General features: G+C 41.9%; 22 protein-coding genes. 7 read left to right on the top strand and 15 right to left on the bottom strand.

Translation table 11 applies throughout. The annotated features are described in order from the left end of the window. Positions 1-65: 65 nt before the first annotated feature. The 6 genes from ACSX1H_RS09770 to ACSX1H_RS09745 form a co-directional block, all read right to left on the bottom strand. On the bottom strand, positions 66-911 hold the full coding sequence (locus ACSX1H_RS09770) for an enoyl-ACP reductase FabI (RefSeq protein WP_439183678.1): 846 nt from the start codon (positions 909-911) through the stop codon (positions 66-68). Positions 912-1041: 130 nt separating this feature from the next. Then, positions 1042-2697 (bottom strand): DNA repair protein RecN, encoded by a 1656-nt coding sequence (recN, locus tag ACSX1H_RS09765; protein ID WP_439183677.1) that lies wholly within the window; start codon positions 2695-2697, stop codon positions 1042-1044. A 1-nt stretch (position 2698) separates the two neighbouring features. Then, positions 2699-3595: a type IX secretion system protein PorD gene (gene porD, locus ACSX1H_RS09760; protein ID WP_439183676.1), complete on the bottom strand. Its 897-nt coding sequence runs from the start codon at positions 3593-3595 to the stop codon at positions 2699-2701. Positions 3596-3623: 28 nt separating this feature from the next. Beyond that, positions 3624-4829: a bifunctional phosphopantothenoylcysteine decarboxylase/phosphopantothenate--cysteine ligase CoaBC gene (gene coaBC, locus ACSX1H_RS09755; protein WP_439183675.1), complete on the bottom strand. Its 1206-nt coding sequence runs from the start codon at positions 4827-4829 to the stop codon at positions 3624-3626. A 102-nt stretch (positions 4830-4931) separates the two neighbouring features. Beyond that, on the bottom strand, positions 4932-5273 hold the full coding sequence (locus ACSX1H_RS09750) for a DNA-directed RNA polymerase subunit omega (protein WP_439183674.1): 342 nt from the start codon (positions 5271-5273) through the stop codon (positions 4932-4934). Between the two features lie 10 nt (positions 5274-5283). Then, positions 5284-6117, bottom strand: coding sequence for an outer membrane protein assembly factor BamD (locus ACSX1H_RS09745; protein ID WP_439183673.1), 834 nt, complete (start codon positions 6115-6117; stop codon positions 5284-5286). A 369-nt stretch (positions 6118-6486) separates the two neighbouring features. Here ACSX1H_RS09745 and ACSX1H_RS09740 point away from each other — a divergent pair, with 369 nt between their 5' ends. Further along, positions 6487-7740 carry an aminotransferase class I/II-fold pyridoxal phosphate-dependent enzyme gene (locus ACSX1H_RS09740; protein ID WP_439183672.1) on the top strand — a complete coding sequence of 418 codons (1254 nt, stop codon included), beginning with the start codon at positions 6487-6489 and terminating at the stop codon, positions 7738-7740. A gap of 72 nt (positions 7741-7812) precedes the next feature. On the opposite strand, the gene ACSX1H_RS09735 is transcribed toward ACSX1H_RS09740, so the two are convergent. The 7 genes from ACSX1H_RS09735 to ACSX1H_RS09705 all read right to left on the bottom strand — a co-directional run bounded on the left by ACSX1H_RS09735 (position 7813) and on the right by ACSX1H_RS09705 (position 13213). Further along, entirely contained in the window at positions 7813-8658 is an 846-nt protein-coding gene (locus tag ACSX1H_RS09735; RefSeq protein WP_439183671.1) for a hypothetical protein, read from the bottom strand. Positions 8659-8661: 3 nt separating this feature from the next. Further along, positions 8662-9279, bottom strand: a complete 618-nt coding sequence (locus ACSX1H_RS09730; RefSeq protein ID WP_439183670.1) for a cytochrome b/b6 domain-containing protein — start codon at positions 9277-9279, stop codon at positions 8662-8664. Position 9280: 1 nt separating this feature from the next. Next, entirely contained in the window at positions 9281-10219 is a 939-nt protein-coding gene (locus ACSX1H_RS09725; RefSeq protein ID WP_439183669.1) for a hypothetical protein, read from the bottom strand. A gap of 94 nt (positions 10220-10313) precedes the next feature. Further along, positions 10314-10727 carry a c-type cytochrome gene (locus tag ACSX1H_RS09720; RefSeq protein WP_439183668.1) on the bottom strand — a complete coding sequence of 138 codons (414 nt, stop codon included), beginning with the start codon at positions 10725-10727 and terminating at the stop codon, positions 10314-10316. 24 nt (positions 10728-10751) lie between these two features. Then, complete coding sequence (locus tag ACSX1H_RS09715) at positions 10752-11630, bottom strand: DUF5777 family beta-barrel protein (RefSeq protein WP_439183667.1); 879 nt, start codon at positions 11628-11630, stop codon at positions 10752-10754. Positions 11631-11641: 11 nt separating this feature from the next. Then, positions 11642-12022 carry a hypothetical protein gene (locus tag ACSX1H_RS09710; RefSeq protein ID WP_439183666.1) on the bottom strand — a complete coding sequence of 127 codons (381 nt, stop codon included), beginning with the start codon at positions 12020-12022 and terminating at the stop codon, positions 11642-11644. Between the two features lie 69 nt (positions 12023-12091). Then, complete coding sequence (locus tag ACSX1H_RS09705; RefSeq protein ID WP_439183665.1) at positions 12092-13213, bottom strand: hypothetical protein; 1122 nt, start codon at positions 13211-13213, stop codon at positions 12092-12094. Positions 13214-13566: 353 nt separating this feature from the next. On the opposite strand from ACSX1H_RS09705, the gene ACSX1H_RS09700 reads away from it, so the two are divergent. Both ACSX1H_RS09700 and ACSX1H_RS09695 read left to right on the top strand, forming a co-directional pair. Then, on the top strand, positions 13567-14265 hold the full coding sequence (locus ACSX1H_RS09700; RefSeq protein WP_439183664.1) for a Crp/Fnr family transcriptional regulator: 699 nt from the start codon (positions 13567-13569) through the stop codon (positions 14263-14265). Between the two features lie 2 nt (positions 14266-14267). Further along, positions 14268-15101: a UbiA prenyltransferase family protein gene (locus tag ACSX1H_RS09695; protein WP_439183663.1), complete on the top strand. Its 834-nt coding sequence runs from the start codon at positions 14268-14270 to the stop codon at positions 15099-15101. Here ACSX1H_RS09695 and ACSX1H_RS09690 read toward each other — a convergent pair. Both ACSX1H_RS09690 and ACSX1H_RS09685 read right to left on the bottom strand, forming a co-directional pair. Next, positions 15098-17470 carry a DUF5686 and carboxypeptidase-like regulatory domain-containing protein gene (locus ACSX1H_RS09690; protein WP_439183662.1) on the bottom strand — a complete coding sequence of 791 codons (2373 nt, stop codon included), beginning with the start codon at positions 17468-17470 and terminating at the stop codon, positions 15098-15100. The genes ACSX1H_RS09695 and ACSX1H_RS09690 overlap by 4 nt on opposite strands. A gap of 109 nt (positions 17471-17579) precedes the next feature. Next, complete coding sequence (locus ACSX1H_RS09685) at positions 17580-18464, bottom strand: pseudouridine synthase (RefSeq protein WP_439183661.1); 885 nt, start codon at positions 18462-18464, stop codon at positions 17580-17582. A gap of 265 nt (positions 18465-18729) precedes the next feature. Between ACSX1H_RS09685 and glmM the strand changes: the two genes are divergently transcribed. From glmM to ACSX1H_RS09665, 4 genes are all read left to right on the top strand, one after another. Beyond that, positions 18730-20115 carry a phosphoglucosamine mutase gene (glmM, locus tag ACSX1H_RS09680; protein ID WP_439183660.1) on the top strand — a complete coding sequence of 462 codons (1386 nt, stop codon included), beginning with the start codon at positions 18730-18732 and terminating at the stop codon, positions 20113-20115. A 111-nt stretch (positions 20116-20226) separates the two neighbouring features. Further along, on the top strand, positions 20227-21534 hold the full coding sequence (locus tag ACSX1H_RS09675) for an efflux RND transporter periplasmic adaptor subunit (protein WP_439183659.1): 1308 nt from the start codon (positions 20227-20229) through the stop codon (positions 21532-21534). 11 nt (positions 21535-21545) lie between these two features. Beyond that, entirely contained in the window at positions 21546-22925 is a 1380-nt protein-coding gene (locus ACSX1H_RS09670) for an ABC transporter permease (RefSeq protein ID WP_439183658.1), read from the top strand. A 4-nt stretch (positions 22926-22929) separates the two neighbouring features. After that, positions 22930-24426, top strand: coding sequence for a TolC family protein (locus tag ACSX1H_RS09665; protein ID WP_439183657.1), 1497 nt, complete (start codon positions 22930-22932; stop codon positions 24424-24426).

The following is a 24426-nucleotide window of genomic DNA, read 5'->3' as shown; positions in this document are numbered from 1 at the left end:
GTGCAGTGCTTTTCGGGAAATTAACCCTATGAAAAAAGGGTGCTTTAGGCACCCTTTCTATCATATTAGTATTTGGTATCTAAATCATCCGTGTCGAAACTCTTGTTATATTGAGTCATTGCTCTCAAACTCATTCCAACATTGGAGAACCCACCGTCGTGGAAGAGGTTCTGCATCGTCACTTTTCGTGTCAGATCAGAGAACATCGTGATACAATAGTCGGCACAATCGCCGGCATCGGCATTACCCAGCGGCGACATACGATCTGAGAAATCAATAAGGCCATCGATACCTTTTACACCGCTACCTGCTGTTGTAACAGTAGGCGATTGTGAGATGGTATTGACCCTTACCTTGCGTTCGCGGCCATAGATATAGCCAAAACTGCGAGCAATTGACTCTAACAGGGCTTTTGCGTCTGCCATATCGTTATAGCCATAAAAGGTGCGTTGCGCAGCCACGTAACTTAATCCTAAAACAGAGCCCCACTCATTAACGGCATCCGTTTTAAAAGCTACCTGTAACATTTTATGAAATGAAATAGCCGAAATATCTAAAGTCTTATTCAGATAATTATAGTCTAAGTCATGATAAACCCTCTTTTTGCGAACGTTTAACGACATTCCGATAGAGTGAAGAACGAAGTCTACTTTTCCTCCTAGTACCTCCATCGATTTTTGGAAAACATTCTCAAGGTCGGCTACATTGGTAGCGTCGGCAGGAATAATCTCTGCTTCACATTTCTTACCTAACTCCACTACCTCGCCCATACGACAAGCAACCGGGGTATTAGATAGAGTAAAACGTGCTCCTTCTTCGTAAGCTCTTTCAGCCACTTTCCATGCAATAGACATGTCATTAAGGGCACCAAAAATAATCCCTCTTTTTCCTTTTAAAAGATCAAATCCCATATTAATTTAATTTTGAGCGCACAAATATACTGCATATGTTGCACAACACAAGTTTCAATGTTAATAATCTGTACTAACCCTTTTAAACAATCAATTATAAAAAAGGTTCTTTTAAGTTATAAATTGCTGATTAGTTATTCAATAATGAGCGCGCATTTTCGATGGCTGCATCTGACAGTATGGCGCCACTTAGCATTTTAGCTACTTCTACTACGCGATCTTCGTGTGATAGTTTTCTAATATTTGAAATAGTTTTTTCGGCTTCGTCGGTTTTATAAACTTTAAAATGATGATTCCCTTTTACGGCAATCTGTGGCAAGTGAGTAATACTAATCACCTGCATGGACTGGCCCATCTGCGACATAATGCCCCCCATTTGATCAGCCACTTCTCCCGACACACCTGTGTCAATTTCATCAAAAATAATGGTAGGCAGGCCTTTGGATGCTGATAAAAGTGATTTGATAGACAGCATTACGCGCGATATTTCACCACCGGACGCTACTTTATTGATTGGTGCTGGTTGTCCGCCTTTATTGCCGGCAAAAAGAAACTCAATTTCATCCTTCCCATCAGCCGTAAAATGATTGCTCACATTGTGTTGAATCACAAAATTGGCATGTGGAATACCAAGTATTTGCAATTGCTTTTCAATGTTGGTTTTCACCACATCGAAAACCTTTGTGCGACTTTTGGTAATAGTTTTACAAGCTTTATCCAGCTGCGTTTCCATTATCTGCAACTCCTCCTTTTTAGCATTCAGCTCATCGTCAAAGAAGTTCACTTTATCAATATTCTGCTGCAGCTCATCTTTCAGACCTATCAACTCCTCCACCGTCTCCACGTGGTGCTTTTGCTGCAAGCTATATATTAAATCGAGGCGCTCCTGCACCTGTTGAATCTGCTCCGGATTATAGTCCAAATCCTCTGAGCGGGCCTCTAAATCCTCTGCTAAATCTTTCAAATCAATTCGTGCCGATTCCAAACGCTGAATCAACTCTTCACCATCGGGCAAGTAGTTGGCAATACGCCCCAGCTTATTTACCGAATCTGCCAACAAATCAATAATGGGTGCTGGTTCCTGTCCCAGATGATTCACGACCTCAACCAGATTAATTTTTATCTCTTCTGCATGAGACAATTGCTGCAATGACTGCTCCAGTTCAGCCTGCTCGCCAGCTTTTAAAGCTGCGCTATTCAACTGCTCAAACTGAAACTGCATATAATCCAAATCGGCTTTCTGCTTGTCATTTTCAGTAATCATCACATCAATGGCTTTCTGCAAAGCTTTATAGGCATCAAACTGACGTTTGTAATCGGCCAGTAATGCTTTGTTATCGGCCAAAGTATCTACCACCATCATGTGAAAACCACTGTCATCAAGCAGTAAGTTTTGATGCTGCGAATGAACATCAATGAGATGGGCACTAATATTTTTCAGAAAGGCCAAAGTAACGGGTGTGTCGTTAACAAAAGCCCTCGATTTGCCTGACGGCAATAACTCCCTCCGAATGATGGTTACCTCATCATAATCAACATCATTTTCCCGGAAGCTCTCAATTAACCCATAATTGCCAATATAAAACTCGCCTTCAACGACGCACTTCTGGTCTTTATCGAGCAGCACATTAGTGTCGCTGCGTTGACCCAAAATAAGCGACAACGCGCCCAGCAATACAGATTTACCAGCACCGGTTTCACCAGTGATTACAGATAAACCGCTGTCGAATAAGATATTCACCTTATCGATAAGGGCGTAATTGGAAATAGATAATGACTTGAGCATATTACTTTGATGATAATATCTTTTCGTACTTCTTATTATTAGCAGGATCAACCTCCTGCAACAACTCAACCACCCGTCCCTTTTCCATGGAAAAGGATTCCTCAAAGATTTTTACCAACTCATCGGACTTGGCAGTAAAAAACACCTGAGTAAAAAACGAACTAGGCCGCTGGCGATGCACCTTGCGGGTAAGCTCCAACGCTTTGGCAATCTCCGCTCTTCCATCTTCGGGTTTATCACTCATTACATCGAGTCCCTTGCGATGGTACTGATACATACACTGACGCAGTGGCCGATGGTATTCGTTGAGAATATTCTCTACGAGCCAATACCGGTTACGCTGGCTTTCGAATGATTTCCAGCCCGATTCGCGGGCTCCTTGCGCCCGATTAACAATCCGTTCAGCTTCCTGAAAAAATGGAGTTCCCCCATTATTACTAAAAGAATCATAATCGAGCCCCAAAACCACGTTGGCATAATAGGCCAGCACAGCAACTAAGTTAGATTCAAAATTATTGGGATTATACACTAAAGGCTCAAACTCAACATATTTAAAATGAAAATCCTGATCCTGGTGATTAAACAGTACGGTGTAATAATTACTTCCGTACACCGGACGTCGGGCCTGAATCTGAAAAGAGCCTTTAAACTCATCAATCGATATCATTTCGGACACATTAATCATGATATTACAATCTATGCGTTCTTCAGGCGCAAACTTATCATTGGTCCATTTCTGATTATTCATAAACTCCATAATGGCTGTTTGCAGGGTTTCAAACACCTTTTTATTGGTGCTTTGTATTTGTGGTGAAACAACCTGTACGGCACATTGAAACTCCTGCGCTTGAAGCGCCAAAGCTGAAATAATCAGAAGAACAGTGATGTAATATCTCATAATGCTGAATGCTTACGTTAACCTGTAACTATTTAAAATAAATCGCCAACTCATCGATAATATCACAGGCCACCTCTTTCTTAGACTTTAACGCAAATTCCTTCAGCTTATTATCCTTATCGATAATGGTAATCTTATTTGTGTCGGAATTAAAACCTGCCCCTTCATCGGCCAGACTATTTAAAACAATAAAGTCGAGGTTTTTCTTTATAAGCTTTTTGTTGGCATTTTGAACGGCATCGTGCGTTTCCAAGGCAAAACCAACCAACACCTGACCAGCCATTTTCTTTGTCCCCAAAGCCGCAGCAATATCAACCGTTGCTTCTAAATGGATAGACAGTTCGTTGGACGTCCGCTTCATTTTTTCATTAGCTGGGCTTACGGGAGTATAATCTGCTACCGCAGCAGACATAATGGCACCGTCAACCTGCTCAAACTCTTTCTCGCAGGCGTTCAGCATCTCCTTTGCACTCGTAACATCAATCCGCTTGATGTTCGGATGATCTGCCGATAAAGTGGTGGGACCACTCACGAGCGTAACCTCTGCCCCTCGCCTTGCCAACTCCTCGGCAATGGCATACCCCATTTTGCCCGATGAATAGTTACCGATAAAGCGCACGGGATCAATCTTTTCATGAGTCGGTCCGGCCGAAACGAGTATTTTCCTACCCTTCAATTGCGGGCGGTTGTCCTGATTAAAAAAGTGCTTTAAAGCCGCCACAATTTCTTCTGGTTCAGCCATTCGTCCTTTTCCAATTAAGCCACTCGCCAACTCACCAGCGTTTGGTTCAATCAGGTGATTTCCGTATGAACGCAGTGTGTCCATGTTGCGACGCGTTGATGGATGCTGGTACATATCCAAATCCATGGTGGGTGCCACAAAAACAGGGCATCGGGCAGACAGGTATGTTGTGATGAGCAAGTTATCAGCCACTCCATTGGCCATCTTACCCATTGTATTTGCTGTTGCCGGCGCAACAATCATGGCGTCAGCCCACAGGCCACTATCAACATGGCTGTTCCAGTCGCCATTTTCGGGATTAAAAAAGTCAACTAAAATTGGTCGCTTGGATAAAGTTGCCATCGTCAATGGCGTGATAAACTCCTTCGCCAGTTTCGTCATAATAACCTGCACCTCAGCCCCCTCTTTTACAAGCAAACGAGTAAGTGCAGCACACTTATAGGCTGCAATACCACCTGATATTCCAAGAATAAACTTTTTTCCTTTTAGCATAGTCAAAAATAAAAAAAGATAAAAGAGAAAATACCATCCTCCTTTACCTTTTATTATATTAATCTTTTTTTAACCTCTAAACAAGCCCACATCGCGCTTGTTCTACAACTCTTCGCTGCCGTCCTTTTCAGGGTTACGATGGTAAACATTCCCTTCAACAAACTCTTGCGTAGCAATACAAACAGCCTTTGGTAAGCGCTCATAGAAACGTGAAATCTCTATCTGCTCACGATTTTCAAAAACCTCTTCCAAATTATCGGTATAAGAGGCAAACTCCTGAAGCTTTTTATTCAACTCCTCTTTCATTTCAGAGCTGATCTGATTAGCACGTTTCCCCAAAACTACGATAGATTCGTAGATATTACCGGTTGGCTCTGATAAAACGTTTTTATCCCAAGTTACGGTTGATACCGGTGCGTTTGTTTTTTTGTAGTCGATTGACATATGATCACTTTTAATTTACTGCAACTTCTTTACTATAAACTTTTAACATCTCATCGGTATCCTCAAATATCCGATCAGCTTTTTTCCGGAATTTACCTTCCGGAAATTCATTGATGAACGAATAGTATTCATCCATGGTGTCACGCACTCGCGTTTCTTTCTTCTCTTCAACGCTATTTACTGCCTGAATATATTTCGATTCCAAAATCAGAAAAGATAACTCCTCCCTGTACTTTGTATCCGGAAAATCTTTCAGACTATTTTGAGCAGCGATAACAGCCGATTGATAGTTATTGCCTAAATAATCACCCAAATTATAATATAACTTAGCATTCAGGTAAGACTTAAACACCAATTTATCACGCAGTTCATCCATCAGGCGGGTAGATTCATCGACCCTGGCGCTATTCGGATACATATTAATGAATAGCTGAAATTCCTGTATAGCCTCCTCCGTTGTTGTTTGGTCCAAACGAGGCTTTGGGGAACGCATGTAATAGCAATAAGCACTCATATACTGACACTCTTCGGCATAATCTCCAGCCGGAAAGTTTTTTACATACTCCCTAAAATAGTGACCTGCAGTCAGGTAATCACTTAATCCATATAAACAGTTAGCGTACACATAATTAATCTCCTCCGATTTATCAGTACCTCTGTAGATAGTTACCAACTGCCCCAGAAGCGTTGCTGCACGCGTATAATCTTCTTGTTCATAATACTTTATCGCCTCTTCGTACCATAGCTCATAATCCTGGCTCTTAAGCAGTTTCTGATATTTACTACAGCTGGTACTCAACAGCCCAAGTACGGCAACGATCAACAATAAGTATTTCAACTTCATATATCTGAGATTATTACGATTCCAAAAAAAATGTTGTTTTGAGATGAAGGTTAACCTTTAAACTCATTTACAACGTGCAAAGATAATCTTTACCTTTTAACCACACAACCCCGAACCCGATATTATCAACAAGCACAAATATTTGCACCTACAAATATTTATATTTTCTCAACCAATGAATGCAAAAGCTTGAAAAATGACCATCACAGCGCAAATGCACACAATATCCTATCCGCCTGAACGTTAATCACAACTCTTCTTGATGATAATACGACCTGACACTGGGACTTTCCTTTTTTAATTAGGTTTCCTTCAAAAAGATAAGGAAAAACATTACATTTGCAGCGAAAATTTTAAAAGCTCAGTATAGTGGATATTTTCGATAAAATAAAAGTACATATGGGCCCCCTTGGGCAATATGGTAAGGAAGCACACGGTTATTTTATGTTTCCAAAGTTGGAAGGCGAAATAAGCCCAAAGATGAAATTCCGTGGAAAAGAAGTACTTACTTGGAGTTTAAACAACTACCTTGGGTTAGCTAACCACCCGGCAGTACGCAAAGCGGATGCTGATGCTGCAGCAGAATACGGAATGGCCTACCCAATGGGTGCACGAATGATGTCTGGTCATACCAGCAAGCACGAAGAGTTGGAATCTCAGCTAGCTGAATTTGTAGGTAAAGAAGATGCTTACCTGCTTAACTACGGCTACCAGGGAATGGTATCAATTATTGACACATTAGTAAGCCGAAATGATGTGATTGTGTATGACTCTGAGTCACATGCATGCATTATGGATGGTATTTTCCTACACAAAGCCAAAGGAGGCAAGAGCTTCGTATTTGCACACAATGAAATGGACAAATGCGAAAAAATGCTTCAGTTTGCAACTAAGCGAGCCAATGAAACCGGAGGTGGAATCCTATTGATTACCGAAGGTGTATTTGGTATGGCTGGTGACCTTGGTAACTTAACTGGTATTGTAAAACTTAAAGAGAAGTACAACTTCCGTATTTTAGTTGATGATGCACACGGCTTCGGTACAATGGGTGAAACAGGCGCTGGTGTTGCAGAACACTTTGGCGTAACTGACCAAATCGATGTTCACTTTAGTACTTTTGCCAAGTCCATGGCTGGCATTGGAGGTTTTGTTGCTGGTACTGAAGAAGTGGTTAACTACTTACGCTACAACTTACGTTCACAGATTTTTGCAAAATCATTACCTATGCCTATGGTAATGGGAGCGCTTAAGCGCCTTGAAATGCTGCGCGATGAGCCTGAGCACAAAACGAACCTTTGGAAGGTAGTTGAGCGTCTTCAATCGGGACTTAAGGAAGCTGGTTTCAACCTCGGAGATACTGAGTCGCCAGTAACACCTGTTTTCCTCGAAGGAAACGTAGCTGAAGCAACCCAACTGACAATGGATTTGCGTGAAAATTACAATATCTTCTGCTCAATTGTGGTGTATCCGGTTATACCAAAAGACCAGATTATGCTTCGTATTATTCCAACAGCAGCTCACACAATGGAAGATGTGGATTACACAATCAAGGCATTCCGCGAAGTTCAGGAAAAACTTAAGGATGGAAAATACAAAAGCGATAAAATAGCGAGTGTATTTTAATCATCAATAAGTACAAATTATAAAAGGGGTAATCACAATGTGATTACCCCTTTCTTTATCTTCTATCCAAAGTTAGAACTTTATCTTTACTGCTAAACTAATAAGTAGTAATACAAGGCTAATGTACTTCAACTCAATCCAGCGGTCAAAAACCAGATTCACATCGGCCAGCTCAACAGTTGTTTCATTTAAAATAGCTGCGTCCATCAAACTAACCTCCCAGCCTTTTGTCTGAAACCCATTAGCCAAACTAACATCCTTATAATCACTTACGGTATTAAAAACACGAACCAAAGTTTCCTCTGCGCCGTCACCTCCTGCTTCCAACTGAGCATCGTCACTCAATAGCTTAACCGCAAAAGGCAAGCGATAAAACACGCCTGCAGCATCTTCTGCCTCAAATAAGGCCCGGTCGGTGCCAATACGCATTTTCAGATCGTAATAATCATGCTGTCCGACAACTGTGGAAAATACAAACAACAGCATTGTTAGAACCAACATAATCCCTGACCATTCGTGTCGCCAGCGGCCAGCATTCGAACCGATATAAGCCCCTCCTGCAAAAAATACAAAGGCCGACAAAAACAAAACGGGGGTTTCCAAGAGGCGATTCATAACTATAGAATCATATCCTTGTGGCTGAACAAACAACAACACCCCAAATACCCCTATACACAAGCTTGCCGGAACAAGCATGGTTTTACTCACTAAAATTTTAACGGGATTGGAATCAGATATGATGCCAACAGCCAAACCAATTGCCCCAATCAATGCCATAAAGTACAAATTATGTGGCCAGGTGAGCTGCACTATTTTAAGCGTTCCCAATAGTGGGTTTAAAATATAACCAAGTAATAAAAGTCCCAAAGTTACGAGGATACCTCTCAGGTATCCTCTCATGTTCGATAAATCATCCATATATTAATGAGATTCGTGATAACCGTTTAAAATACTCTTAAAATTTGCACTTACTGTCGCGCCCATGGTGGCAAAATACAAGTGTATAATCAGAAACATACTGGCCAAAAAGCCAGCACTGGCATGCAGCAGTGCGGTCAACAATGTTCCGCCAACACCAAAGAAGTTATCAATAATAAGCTCTGGAAACATAAGAGCTAAACCAGTAGCAATTAAAATAGGATACAAAACAAAAAGAACGCCTACATAAGTTACTTGCTGCAGAGGGTTAAACTTAGCCATTTCGGTTGTTGGGTAAGGTGAACTTTCTCCCTTAAACACCCCAAAGGTATAATAGCTAATCTGCTTAAATAAGCGCTGAGACAGTCCTTTAAATACAATCTTATAGTGCCTTTTATTGGACGTAACTACAAAGGCCGCCAAAAAGAAAAGATAGGCAATAAAAATAATAATACCGGAGATATTATGACTTGACACGGCAATATCAAACGGTAACAATGGATATTCGGGATTAGAATACTGCATGCTAATTCCGGATACCAGGAGTACTAGAAAACACAAGGCATTAATAACATGCCAAACCCTGATCCATACAGGATATAAATATAATTTATCACTCATACTACTTCTTTTTTGAAATGACACGTAAGATCGCATGCACCAACAAGCCAATTACTAATGCGCCAAATAAGCCTATACTGACGAAATTTAAGGTTCTGTTTCGGTTGGCCCCGATAATATAACCCTCGTTGAGAACAACTGCATTAAAGAAGCCGGATTCAGCTCTGCTCTCCTTAGCCCTGTGCGCATACAACGACTCCATCAGTACCGAATTAGAACTATGACATTCCACACAATTTCTCAACGCCTTGTCCTTAGGCAAGATATTATGCGAAACCAACAGGTCGGTCTGCACCTTTGTGTGGCAATCGATACACCTCACCTTATTAAAATGGTGGCTTTGATTGGGTAACCAGGAATGAATGGTGGCCATATCCTTTGGCTCTTCTTCGGACAATAAACCATACTTAAATTTATTATCATGACAGCTGAGGCACATATTATTACTGAGTTCCACCACTTCTACAATTGGCTTTTCTTCTCTCAAAGCAAGTTCATATCCATGAGCATCGTGACACATCCAGCAATTAAAGCGCTCATCAGAGGACTTATAGTGCACACTTTCCATAAAAGCTTCCTCAATACCTTCGAAATTAAACTTTGCAAAAGTATCGTCTCCCCCATGGCAATCCATACATTGATACTTTTCCTCTAGCCTAAGTTCTCCGCTATGAGGAAAGGTTTCGTATTCCATGGAATGACAATCGACACACGCAAACATCCTGTGGACTGAGTTGTGCAGCTTAGTGCTGTCAATATGATGAAACGGATTGAGTGGTTTCCGATCAATCTGATCGGTCCATTCATTATGATATTCGTAAAATACCTGGCCATGGCACTTTAAACATTGGCTGTTGTCTGCTGTATCCTGAGCCATCAGGTGAAACCCGGACACCATAAAAACCAGATATATGGGAATAAGCTTTAATTTTAAAACCATTGTATCAATTACTATTGGATAAAACAAAAAACTGCCAGCATAAAAGGTAAAACATTACCTCTTGCGCGGGCAGTTTGTAATAATGGTGAATAATTTACTTCTTAAGCGTACGCAAATACGTTATAAGTGCCCAACGATCTTCTTCATCAGGAATTTTCTTTTCAAAGTTTGGCATGTCATCACGACCAACAAACGACTGATAGTAAATCACTCCATCTTTTTGTGCCTGAAATTCAGCTGAAGTAAAATCGCCTAAATCAGCATCTATACTTCGGGCTTTTGGACCGTCGCCTTTACCTATATTGCCATGACATGACTTACAGTGACGGGCATAGTTCATCTTACCAATCTTTATCATTTCGGCATCATCGGCAGCCTGTGGGTTTTCCATGCTTTGATAATTAGCAGGCACATCCCAAGGCTTCTTCTCCTGAACAAATGACATTAAAACAAAGCTTAGCATCACCAATGCACCACTTACCATTATAGACATCTTCAACTTTTTCATAATACAAATTTTACATTTATCAAATTAGAAGTTCCAGAGTCGAGTAATATTAAATCCAAATCGTATACTCTTACTATCGAACTCACTAAGGTTATACATATAAAGTTCTTGCGGCAATATTCCTAATCCATTGGTTATGAATATCTGGAAAGCATGCGTACTTGTTGAGACCTCATAACCAATTGAAAAGTGAGGTTTAGGATGGTCGGTAAAAGATGTATGCTGCGACAAACTTTCTATTTTAAGCGGCACCCCCAACTCAAAGGTTAAAGATGATTGAGGACTAAACTTCATGCGAGCACCAAAACCCAGCCCCATTTTGTCGTTGTCCAACAAACTATCAACCGAGTTGTAATGGGTAAAGTTGGCACTGGCCTGCACCGATAACCAATCATTTACTTTACGACCAACTATCACTTCAGAGAAGTAAGATAGCCTGTCTGAAAATGCATAGTCCACACCAAAAGCGGCATCTTCTCTTCCATCAATGGCCGCATTACCATAGAGTGTTAAACTTACCGGAATGGTATTTTCACGCGTTTGCTCAAACGGGGTGTATTTCGCCTGAAAATCCTGATACTTCTTTTGGCTATTCGTTCCAAAACCTACAGCTAAATTATCCAGAATGGAATAGTTAAAGCCAATACGAATATTCGCACCTGGCGCCATGATTCCAAACACATCACTGATGCCGTTTTCAACAGGACCAAAGCGGTGACTTATCACCATTTCCAGCGTGTTTTTATATTGAGTAATACTGGTTTGATGATTCACCAAAGTCCCTGATTCCCAGGGAGCCCTCACGGGTTTATCTACTTTTTTTTCTTTTTGTGCTTCTTCCTGAGCCAAAACAAAGTGACCAGAAAACAACACTAAAACAATCAGATATACTATTTTTTTCATTGTAATCGTTTTTAGTTATCCTCTGCGCCTTGCTCAATCCAGGTTTCTATTAACGCTTTTTGATTACCCACATAATTATAGTTGTTATGCGGAGCACTTCCTCCCGGCACCTTCACAATCAAACTATTAGCAGGATTCTCAAGATCCAGGAGATTAAGATTCGTTAATGATTGATATGCACTACCCTGCTCAAGACTAAATGTTACACTTCCGTTATGACAGTTGGTACAGCTTTGTGCTGTCCAAATCGGTTCAATCTCGTCTGAAAAGCTAATTGGCACCTCAGGATCAACAGGAGCTCCTGTGTCTGGCTTAACAAACTTATAATCGCACCCTACTGCTAGCACCAACGAGAGTAACACAGAAACAAATAATATTTGAAATGCTTTCATATGACTTATTTAGTTAGTTAAACAAATGATTGAATGGCCATGCGGAAACATAGCCATTCGTTACCTTCATTAATTCGTTCCTAAATAAGTTCTGGCAGCATTAATTAGGTTCTGAGTGTATTCTTCATTATGAATACCGTAGCTGTGATCGTTCTTAACCAATGCGAAGTTCCAGTAGGCAGCCAACTGCTGGTGCGTCCAAGTTCCTCCAACCAGATGTCCAGTTTCATCAGCAATACCGGCATCCATCAAATCGGCATGCAAAGCCTCTAATAAAATCTTATTAGCTGCCATTTTACCAGGTAAGTCGATGGTTGCGCCTCTTTCTGTATGGCATTCATCACACGCAGTAAATACAGGATTTCCTCCTTCACTAGCTGCCATTTTCATGGAGTGTCCCCCTACATAACCACCATAATTACCGGTTAGTGAATTAAATGACATGTGACAACTCTTACAACTATGGTGACCTTTAGTGCCAGATGGCGCTGTTGGGTCTGTTGTTCCTATATATCCACCAACACCACCAAAGATTGCACCTTGTGCGCCATAGTGTGGTCCCCAATGGCCCGCAGCACCGTCTGAGATTACAATCGTACCTTCTTTAGTAGGATCCGGTTGACTATCTCCTCTGTGTCGAGGTTGGTGACATTTAATACAAGTATTACTTAATCCATCAGGATCGCTATATTGATTTGTTGCATCAACTTCCAACTCTGCAAAAACGCCTAAGTCATTTTCATTCAGATATAAATTAACAGGATCCGTATAGTGCAAGGCATAATCCTCACGGGTATAACTGGTGTGAATTTGGTGACAAGTATAACAAGACATGGACGCCGCCTCAGGATGCACACCTCCGAAGTTGGTTCCGTCTTCAACAGCTGTTAAAAACCCATTATGTGAGTGACACATCGAACATGATCCTCCAGCATAATTGGCATAACCAACGTGCTCCTGTCCTCCAGAAAAGTGTACTGAGTGCTCAAACTGAGCAGTTTTTATAGCTAATTCACTATCATCGGTGTGACAGGTAATACATCCGGCAGTGCCGTCAACTCCATTTGTTCCATCTATTCCATTGGAACCATCAGATCCCGGAGGGCCTTGAGGGCCTTCTTTTGTACAGCTAGCGAATACAATAGCAAATGCCATTACAACGAGCCAAGTTAATTGTTTTAGTTTTTTCATAACTCTTGGACTTAATGTGATTACGCGGTTTCTTTTTAATAAAATTCTAGTAACAAGTTTAGATATTTCCAATTGAACTAGCACAATGTAAGTTATACGTTAAAAAATTGATATAAATCAACGAAATGATTACATTTAGTTGAATTTTAGATAATTAAAGACTATCTTTTGATTAAAGAAGTTTAGGTCTATTTAAATTCAATCCAACTAAACAAAAACTTATACCGTTAGATATGTGATAATTAACAAAAAACAGCGTCCATCTAGATATAACTCATAAGGGTTAGCTATTTGTATATATGCTTGAAACTTTATACTTTCATTTTTTACCAATGCAACAATTAGGTACTAATATGACAAATAATACCGTTGATATCACAGGGTGCAGCCGCTGCCACATTAAGTTCTATGGCTTTGACACCCTTAGCGACGATGAGCTGAATGCCTTCAAAAAGTCGCACTGTAAAGTTGTTTATCAAAGAGGCGAAACACTGATAAAAGAAGGTACGCGGTGCAGCAATATTATTTGCATAAAAAAAGGATTCGCCAAGCTCTACATTAAAGGTTTGGAGAATAAAAGAATCATCATTAGAGTGCTTAAAGAGGGGGATTTTATCGTGAGTCCCGGCCTGTTTACCGATAACCTGAATCATTTTTCGGTGAGTGCATTAACCGAAATGGACACCTGTCTGATTAGCACTGAAGCATTTACCAATGCCTTTCGCCAAAATACCAGGTTTGCCGAACAAATGTTAAAGCTTAACCATCAAATAACCAACGACCTTTATAACCAACTAATCAACCTGTCGCATAAAAAAATGACCGGACGAATAGCTAATACTATTTTATACTTATCGGAGAACATCTATAACTCACGAAATTTTCACACCACCCTCAGTCGTCAGGACATTGCCGACCTATCGAGCGTGTCGAAAGAGAGTTTAATCAGGGTTCTTAAAGACTTTAAGGAAAGTGGAATTATCTCCATTAATGGTAACCAAATTGAAATTAACTCTCCAAAGACACTGCACAACATTAGCAGGGTAGGGTAAATATGTCAACTGCCCCAACTTATTACGAGAATTTCAAAAAAGGGTTGGTTTATTCAAATGTTTGGGTGGCAATAGCCATGGCAGCCTTAACCCAACTAATGACCTGTCTGTCGGATTCGCCTCATTATGGGATAGCTGCAGCCAACTTCCTGCTCACGTTTGCCGGCTATAATTATTTATATTTATCGGTATTTTTTACGATGCCCAGTAAAATTGGATCAGCCAGACGAAAATGGTTAGAAGTCCATAAGCTATTACTAATAACAGCATCTGCCCTTTCGGCCATAACCGCTTACACTCTCCTGTACATATATAGCCCTGATGACAAACTCCGAATTGCTTTCATCTCTGTACTTGCCATACTATACACTATCCCATACAAGAAAAACACTGGTCTTCGCTGGATTCCTGCTGCTAAAATTTTTATTATTGCCACCGTTTGGGCTGCGTTGGCAACACTTCCATTTCAATTTGAATCAGTTAACTCCTTCACGCCTTTCATCGCCGTTTGGCTGTTTATGATCGGTCTAACCATACCGTTTGATGTTAGAGATGCTCAAAATGACCCGTCGTCACTGAAAACGATTCCTCAGTTGCTGGGCTCCGATAAAGCAGCCATAAATTTGGCAATAGTCTGTATTTTCTTAGCATTGGGCATCCTAACCATCTACTTCTTTTCGCTTAAACTCTTAATAACAAACAGTATTTTTATGGCCATCTCCACTCGGGCACTGCTTGGTATCAATAAACATACAAGCAATAGCTATATTAGCTTTCAGATAGAAGGGTTACCTCTCATCTGGCTAATGATTTACTATACCATTTTACTGATTTAAAAGGCAAACTCTAAACCTAGTTTAAATGCCCAGTTATCGATTGGCTTAGGTAAGCTATATGTTCCATATCGGTAATGAACAGACAAACCATATTGGAAAATGAAATTAGAAAAGAGATTTTTCAGGTAGAGACCCGACTCATAGTAGCCTTTTCTAAAAGTAGTGACTCCTGCCGGAGCATCTCCGAAAGCAACATTTGTACTGAGTACAATTTCGGGCTTAATCCGCTTATTGGTATTCAAAGCCAACGGAAACCCATGTGAAAAATACACGGCCGCAAATTGATTGGCTGCGAATTCATTGAGGCGCATGGTTCCGAATGAATAAGGCACTAAAACAGTAAATGACTTATAACTACCAAGGGCACTATACAATAGAGACCCCGGATAATCGCCATCCATATAACCTCCCTCCACGCGCACGGTGGTATACATCGAATTGGGATAATTAAACTGCTTATGTACCCTTGATTCAAAACGGGTAAAATTATATTCTTTGTCGGCCTCCCATTGACCCGCTAATGCATTTATCCAAATAACCGGCCAATTAGTGCCGTTGGATATTTTTCCGAGTGGTGTGTGTGAGAAAGTCTCCTTATGTGCCCATTTTAGCCTAACTCCCATTGTACTCATATTGAAAGCAGGTTCAATAGTACTGGTTTGATCAAAACGATACACCTTTTGTGGACTAACATCTCTTTGCTTATAAAAAACATCCGTTTTGAAGTACTTAGCAAAGCGGAATTCAGCACCTGCTTCCCACCCTTCGCTTAAATCCATTGTTTCTGTCATGAAACGACTAAACCGTTCACTGGACAGGTTTTTAATGCCATCGATAAACTCGTAAGTACCCGTCGCATAAACATCGTCATAATACCTGGCATACAGCTTATTTTCCTTATTGGCAAATGGAGTAAGATCAAGCTTCACACCAAATTTACCGGCTTTATCGCCAAAACCATATGTGTAGTATCCGCCGGTTGTAAAATTCTTTGACAAACGAGGACTGGTGTACAGACCGGCACCCAGCTTCAATCCTTCATAATCATTATAATCCACCAGCTTAGAGAGATCTAGCTGAAATTTACCCATTGGCACATACCCTTTCACCAATGAAATTTGTGTTTTCAGAATGGCATCCAAATGGTTCTTTCTTCCAATACTATCTAGAAAATGATAGGTCAGCGAATCGCGAGAGGTTAAAGGTTCATAACGAAAAGCGGCCACATCGGGAGCATCTTTCTCCAAAGCCAAATCCTCCAGAACCACATTATCAAATTCACTTGCGGACATCTGTGGCTGTGTGTTAATTGCAGTAACATAGCTCTTTCCCTTACCAACGATAGGGAAAGGCAGTTTTCGAAATACCCCTACACCGCCCAATTCCAAACTGCTTTCCAACTGTTTGGGAAACCAGGTGCCATTGGCCACGGGTTGATAATTTTGCCGGATAAACAGACGCATGCCATTTTCGGTTCCGGCGGTTGTGGCAGCTACAGTTTTAATAGCAGATGTTTTACCATCAATATGAAAAGTTCCGGTTAATCCTCTAAAATTACGTTCTTCGCGCGGCCTGTAGGAGATATAAAATATTGAATCGCCCGCATGGTTTGTATAGGTATCTTCCAGAATAAAGCGGTAGGCCGATAGTCCTGCTTTAGAGGCAGGGTTCAGGTAGGCGTAGCCCAGCAGGCTTATCTGCGGATCATAAAACGAGAATGGCTGAATCATAGCGGGAAAGGAAGCTAAGATTGGATCTTTAAGGCCGCTCACGCGTCCTGACAAAATCTTTTCTTTTCCAAGCCCTTTTTTCCAGTGCTTTTTTTCAGAAACCGATTCAAATAAAAAGAGGTAGCTATCGTTTCGAATACCCAATGAGTCCCTGAGCTCCTGCTTCTCCTCTTCACTTAAAGCCGCCGGCCACTCAAAATCAAGGGTCATTTTATGATAAATGATACAACTGAAAGGATCGTAATTATCCGGATTGTGCCGACGCTTATTGTCTACCACCCGCTTCATAACAACAAGTGCCGGATTTTCGCCCGGAAGCACATTAACAGCCTGCAGCTGATATTCCTGAGGCATGAGGTAAATTATATCATTATTGGAAAATGCATTAATTGGGATAACTTTGGACTCGTAGCCCAAACAGCTCACCCGTAACTCATTAACCTGAGCTTCTGTTCTTATTTCAAAGCGCCCATCAATATCAGTAACAGCGCCCGCTCCCTGGCTATACACTATGTTTACAAACGCTATTGGCTCTCTGCTCTCGGCATCGGCAACCATGCCTTTATAAACCTGAGCATTGAGTGCAAACGGGCAATAAATGAGTAGATAAACAAACAGAAGTCGCAATGAAACATTCATCAGTATCAATAGTTTACGTTGGTTAACTGTTCTAAATTATAAAACAGAAAGATAATTAAAAAATATCCCCTGCTATTCTTCAATAACAAGGGATACCTTTTGCATTATATTATTTTAGCATTCCTGCTTTTAATCGAATCACCTCTTTATCGGTCAGGTAACGCCATTTACCACGGGGAATTCCCTTTTTGGTTAAGCCGGCAAAATAAACGCGGTCCAGCTTCATTACTTTATAGCCCAGGTGCTCAAACATACGACGAACAATGCGGTTACGCCCCGAGTGTATTTCGACGCCCACCTGAGTTTTATCCTCCTTTTCCACGTAACTGATGGCATCGGCATGTATTGGACCATCCTCCAGCGTAATGCCAGCGGCCAGCTGATCAACATGACTGCCAAAAATTGGCTTATCGGTAAATACGTGATAAATCTTTTTGGCATTGTATTTAGGATGAGTCAGCATTTTTGTCAGCTCCCCATCATTGGTCAGCAACAATAAACCGGTGGTTTGCTTATCAAGTCGACCTACCGGATAAATGCGCTGCTCACAGGCATCTTCAACCAGTTCCATAACCGTATGCTTGGCATGCTTATCTTCAACAGTGGTTACAAACCCTTTTGGTTTATTTAACAGCACATACACCTTTTCTTCCGGATTAAGCCGTTTACCCTGGTAGCGTACATCATCGTTTAATCCAACAGCCAACCCCATTTGGGTTACCACCTGCCCATTAACAGTAATTTCTCCTTCTGCGATCAGTTTATCCGCATCACGACGGCTGCAAACACCTGCGTTGGCAATATATCTGTTCAGCCTTATTTTATCTGACGATTGCTTTTCTTTGCTTTCTTCAACCTTTTTAACCGGTTTACGACGCCCTAGCTTCGAAGAATCATCCTCCACCTTATTGGGCCTGAATGACTTTTGTCTTCTTTCCGGGGTAGCTGCTCCTTCATACCGTCTCCCCTTGCTATTATTTCGTTCTCTTTTCATTTATATACTTTCAGTCATCCACTTACGAACATCCGTAAGTTCAATTAAATAACACTGCAAAGGTGATAAAAAAGACGCTAAAATGTGTGGTATCTGGAATAAAAATATACGTCTGAGTGTTTGAACGTAAGATTTGCCCCTTTCGAAACCTTACGTAAGAAAACAACAATGAAACAATTAACTATAAAATGTTTCGTAAGAAATTATTGGCTTTTTAAAAAATTACAGCCAATTTTGCGTTCTTATCTTTTAAAGCAATTGATATATGACATTAATTAAATCCATTTCTGGAATCAGAGGTACGATTGGAGGTCAGGTAGGAGAAGGTCTCTCGCCGCTCGACGTAGTAAAATTTGCATCGGCATACGGACAATGGGCGAAGCAACGCCATACCGGTAAAAAAATAAAAGTTGTTGTTGGACGCGATGCCCGCATATCGGGTGAGATGGTCAAAAATCTTGTGATCGGAAGTCTTCAGGGACTAGGAATTGATGTTATAAATATAGGACTGGCCACCACACCTACCACCGAGATTGCTGTAACAGAAGAACAAGCACATGGTGGAATCATTTTAACAGCCAGCCACAACCCCAAACAATGGAATGCGCTGAAGCTACTCAATGAAAAAGGTGAATTTTTAACGGCTGCCGATGGTGCTGAGGTGCTGGACATTGCCGAAAAAGAGGCCTTCATGTTTAGTGAAGTGGATGAGTTGGGGCAGGTAACCGAATTGGATACATACACAGACTTTCACGTTCAACACGTGCTTAACTTAAGAATGGTTGATGTGGAGGCCATTAAAAAGGCCAACTTTACTGTTGCTATTGATTGTGTTAACAGTGTGGGCGGCATTGCTATCCCTAAATTATTAAAGGCATTGGGAGTTAACAATACCATCGAATTGTATTGTGAGCCCAATGGTCAGTTTCCGCACAACCCGGAACCTCTTCCTGAAAACCTGACTGAGATTTCGAAGCTTATCAAGGAGAAAAAAGCCGATGTGGGCTTTGTGGTCGACCCTGATGTGGACCGTTTAGCCATTATCAATGAGGATGGCTCGATGTTTGGCGAAGAATATACGCTGGTTGCTGTAGCCGACTACCTGCTTGCTGAAACAGCAGGAAATACCGTTTCCAACCTTTCATCATCGAGAGCCCTGGCGGATGTTACCCGCGGTTTTGGCGGCGAATACCAGCCGGCAGCTGTGGGCGAAGTAAATGTGGTTGCCAAAATGAAAGAAACAAATGCGGTAATTGGCGGTGAAGGCAATGGTGGAGTTATCTATCCCGAAAGCCACTATGGACGCGATGCCCTTGTCGGCATTGGCCTGTTTTTAACGCATTTGGCCAAATCAGGCATCAAATGTTCTGAGTTGAGGGCCAAGTATCCTGAGTATCATATCTCTAAAAATAAAATTGAGCTAACACCCGAAATTGATGTGGATGGAATCCTTAAGAAAATTGAGGAAAAATATAAAGCCGAAGACATCAACACCATCGATGGATTAAAAATTGATTTCCCTGATAAATGGGTGCAGTTGCGCAAATCAAATACAGAACCAATCGTTAGAATTTATGCAGAAGCACAAACTATGGACAGTGCTAATGAGCTTGCTCAAACGATTATTAATGATATTAAAGCACTCCTATAAGTGCCTGTTAACCTTTTTTAACAGAGGCCCGTTGAAAAACGGGCTTTTTTTTGCCTTGGTCTGTCAGTTTTTGACTAAAATCGTATTTGCAGAACCCGCATCAAGCATATTATGAAAAAGCAACTCATTATCATTGGAGGGATAGTCATTGGGATACTAATCATACTTTTTATCCCTGAAACCCAATCGACCGCTCACCTCCTATCGGTAAAAGTTAAAAAAGGCGATTTTATTGCACAGGTGTATTCAACCGGTCAGCTACAAACCGAAAACTCAGAGCTGATTGTGCTTCCCAAAGAAATGTCGAGCCGAAATATTGATCTCTATGAAATAAAAGTATCGCACCTGGTGGAGGAAGGCACTGTGGTTGATTCTGGCGGGTACGTTGCCACACTCGATCATGCGGCGGTTGAAGAACTTAGAACCAAAGCACAGGAAGAGTTAGAAACGGCCCTTAATGCTTACGAAGATGCCAAGATAGATACCAACCTCAACTTAAGCATCCTTCGGGATGAATTACTGAACGGCCTTGTGGATTTGGAAGAGAAACAACTAATTCTGGAACAATCGATTTACGAGTCGCCGGCGGTAAAGCGAAAAGCCAGGCTCGATGTTGAGCGTTCGCAGCGTGATTTGGAGCAAAAACAACGCAATTACAAGCTTAAAGAAAAGCAGGACGAATACAAGGTTTTCAGGGCCTGGGAGAAAGTAAAAAAAAGACAACAAAAGGTCAAAGACATCAACGAGCTGTTCAAAGTGCTTGAAGTTAAAGCACCCAAACCGGGCATGGTCATCTATAGTTACAGCCAGTTTGGAAAAAAAATTAAAGCCGGGTCATCCGTCAGCCGATGGCGCCCGCAAATAGCCGAGCTGCCCGACTTCAGCTCCATGCTTTCCAAAACGTTTATCAACGAAATTGATATATCAAAAGTTAAAGTTGGACAGACAGTTACAGTGGGCGTTGATGCGTTTCCGGAAAAAAGTTTTAAAGGAGAAGTAATAACCGTTGCCAATATTGGTCAGGTCATTCCCAATAGTGACACCAAAGTGTTTGAAGTGGCCATAAAGTTAGAGGGGACAGACAGCGATTTGCGACCGGCCATGACAACCAGCAACATTATTAATACGGCACATATCCGCAACACCCTGTCCGCCCCTCTTGAATGTATTTTCTCCAACGACTCGCTGAGTTACGCCTTTGTTAAAGCCGGAAAGAGTGACTACCGAAAGCAAATTATAGAGCCCGGCATTAGCAATGAAAATTACATTCAACTGCTGGCCGGTGTTGACGAACAGGATGAATTGCTGATGAACACACCCGATGGTGCCGACAAAAAGCCATTTGATGGCATAGAAATATACAAGCGCCTGATGCACAACAGGGCTGATAGCTTAACGCCTGTTGATACTACTAACTGATTGCTTTGACGATGAGAAAAACACCCCTTCAGATCTACCTGCGCTACAGCCACAACATAACCATCGCTGTTGAAGCGATTTTATCCAACAAGCTAAAATCGTTACTAACCGCATTAGGCATCATGTTTGGCGTGGCAGCAGTTATTAGCATGCTGGCAATTGGAAAAGGTGCCCAGCAAGAAGTGCTTGAGCAAATCAAGCTGGTGGGGGTCAATAACATCATTATCACGCCCGTATTTCAAGCATCAGAAGGAAAAGAGGAAAACAACAGTGAGGACAAGTCGAAGAAGCAATTCTCCAGAGGCCTTCATCAATTAGATGCCAAAGCCATTCTGGAAACAATTCCTTCCGTTAAAAAAGTAAGTCCGGTTGTTGCTCTCAACTACTATGCCATCAAAAACGGCAAAAGCTATCCGGTAACTCTGAACGGCGTTTCGCCCGATTACTTTGAGATGCTCAATATTCAGATTGATAAGGGCAAACCCTTCAGCCTGCAGCATACGGATAAAGGCACACCCGTGTGCATCATTGGCAGCACCATCCGAAACCGTTTCTTTAGTCAGAGTAATCCCATCGGCCAATACATTAAATGCGGACAGGTATGGCTGCAGGTTATTGGGACGATTGAAAAGCGCGATTTCACGACCTCGGCATCTGACGAGATGGGCATTAGCAGCAGTGACAACACAATCTTCATCCCCCTTAAAACCATGCTGATGCGCTTTAAAGACAGAGGCGCAATAACACCTGACGTAATGGACAACATGGCAGGTGGCGGTGCCGTTTTCTTTTTGGGAGGAAGCCCCGACGATGAAGAGCGCTCCCAAGGGCCTGAAAAAAACACCCATCAACTCGATAAAATAATTGTTCAGGTAAAGGAAACCGAACAACTCTCAGCAACAGCCGATGTGATCAAACGCCTCGTGCTCAGGCGTCACTCCAACAACTACGACTTTGAGGTGACAGTGCCCGAACTGCTGCTCAAACAGCAGCAAAAAACCAATGAAATATTCAACATTGTGTTGGGAGCCATTGCAGGCATCTCGCTCATCGTAGGAGGAATTGGCATTATGAACATCATGCTGGCGTCGGTGTGGGAGCGTGTGCGCGAAATCGGTACCCGTCAGGCCATTGGCGCATCGCGCAAAGACATCATTGTTCAGTTTTTGGCCGAATCAACTTTAATAAGCATTACCGGCGGACTCATTGGCATCCTTTTAGGGCTGGTGTTGGCCCACCTCATCCACCTGATGGCCGATATTAAAACCATTATTTCTTTCTATTCGGTAGTGGTCGCTTTTGGTGTTTCTGCCACCGTGGGCATCATTTTTGGCTATATACCGGCCAAAAGAGCAGCCAGTCAGGACCCTGTTGAATCGTTAAGACACTAAGATTATGCGTTATTATTTAGTAATCATCCTCATAACTTCGTTTTTATCGGGCCGGGCACAGTCGTCGCCCGATTCACTGGCACAAACCATGCGCCTCACGTTGCAGGAAGCCGTTCAGCTGGCAAAGCTACAGTCGCTATCCAGCTTCCGCTCCAAAAACATGTACCTGGCAAGCTATTGGGACTTCAGAAGCTTTAAAGCATCGCAGCTGCCTCACCTGCGACTTAACGCCACCCCCTTTACCTACAACCGCTCGGTAACGCCCCAGTACAATTTTGAAACCGGAGATTTTGTATTTGTGCCCGATGAGCGTATTTCGAGTGACATTGGCTTATCCATCAACCAAAATGTGATTTTTTCCGGTGGTGAGTTAAGCCTTTCATCCGATGCCCGGCGACTGGAGAATATGGGCTCTGAAAATGTGAGTTACACCTCCATCCCCATCAGCATCCGCTTTTCTCAACCACTCACTGCCTATAATGAATTCAAATGGCAGGCTAAGCTTAAACCACTGGAGTTTGAACAGGCCAAAAAAGAGTTTCTCTCCGAGATGGAGGCTTTATCGGAACAGACAGTCCGCATGTTTTTCAATTTGGTAGGTGCACAAATCGATTTACACATCGCTGAAACCAATCTGGCTAATGCCGACACACTTTATAATATTGGAAAAGGGCGCTTTCAAATTGGCACCGTTACACAAGATGATCTGCTGGACATGGAGCTGACCTACCTGAATGCCAAAATGGCTAAAACCAAGGCGCAGGTCAACTTGATGCAGTCACAAAATTTACTGAATTCGTTTTTGGGTTTTAATAAAAATGTGGCAATCATCCCGCTAATTCCCGATGAGATACCCAGCCTGAAAATCAATGCCGATGAAGCACTTGAAATGGCAAAAGCAAACAACCCGCAAGTGCTGGCCCTGGAGGCTCGCCTGATTAAAGCCAATGAAAACGTTGCCCGCACCCGCTCAACCAGCGGATTAAGTGCTGACTTCAGAGCAAACATAGGGATTAACAAACAAGCAGATAAGTTTAATGACTTATATACACCGCCGTATGGCGACGACCGGGGCCTGGGCATCACCCTCAATGCACCGATTATAGACTGGGGAAACAGGCGCGGGCAAATTCAGATGGCCAAATCCAACAAACAAGTAGCGGAAGCTGAGATTGAACAGGCACTAATCGACTTTGAACAGGATGTTGTTATGCGCATATTGCAATTCAATCTGCAGGAAGAGCAGGTAGCCATCTCTGCAAAGGCCGAAACGGTTGCTCAGTTGGGCTACAACGTCACCAAACAGCGCTTTATGATTGATAAGGTGGATGTTATCAAACTCAATTCGGCCCGTAACTCCCTCGACAATGCCAGACGCAGTTACATTGATGCATTATCTGAATTCTGGCGCGACTATTACACCATTCGTCAAATTACACTGTATGATTTCGAACGCAGCGAGAGCCTCATAAAATCACTGGATCATCTTTTGGAAGACTAA

The sequence above is a fragment of the Carboxylicivirga taeanensis genome (assembly GCF_051851475.1).
Taxonomy (GTDB): Bacteria; Bacteroidota; Bacteroidia; order Bacteroidales; family Marinilabiliaceae; genus Carboxylicivirga; species Carboxylicivirga taeanensis.
This window is presented reverse-complemented; position numbering and strand designations above follow the sequence as displayed.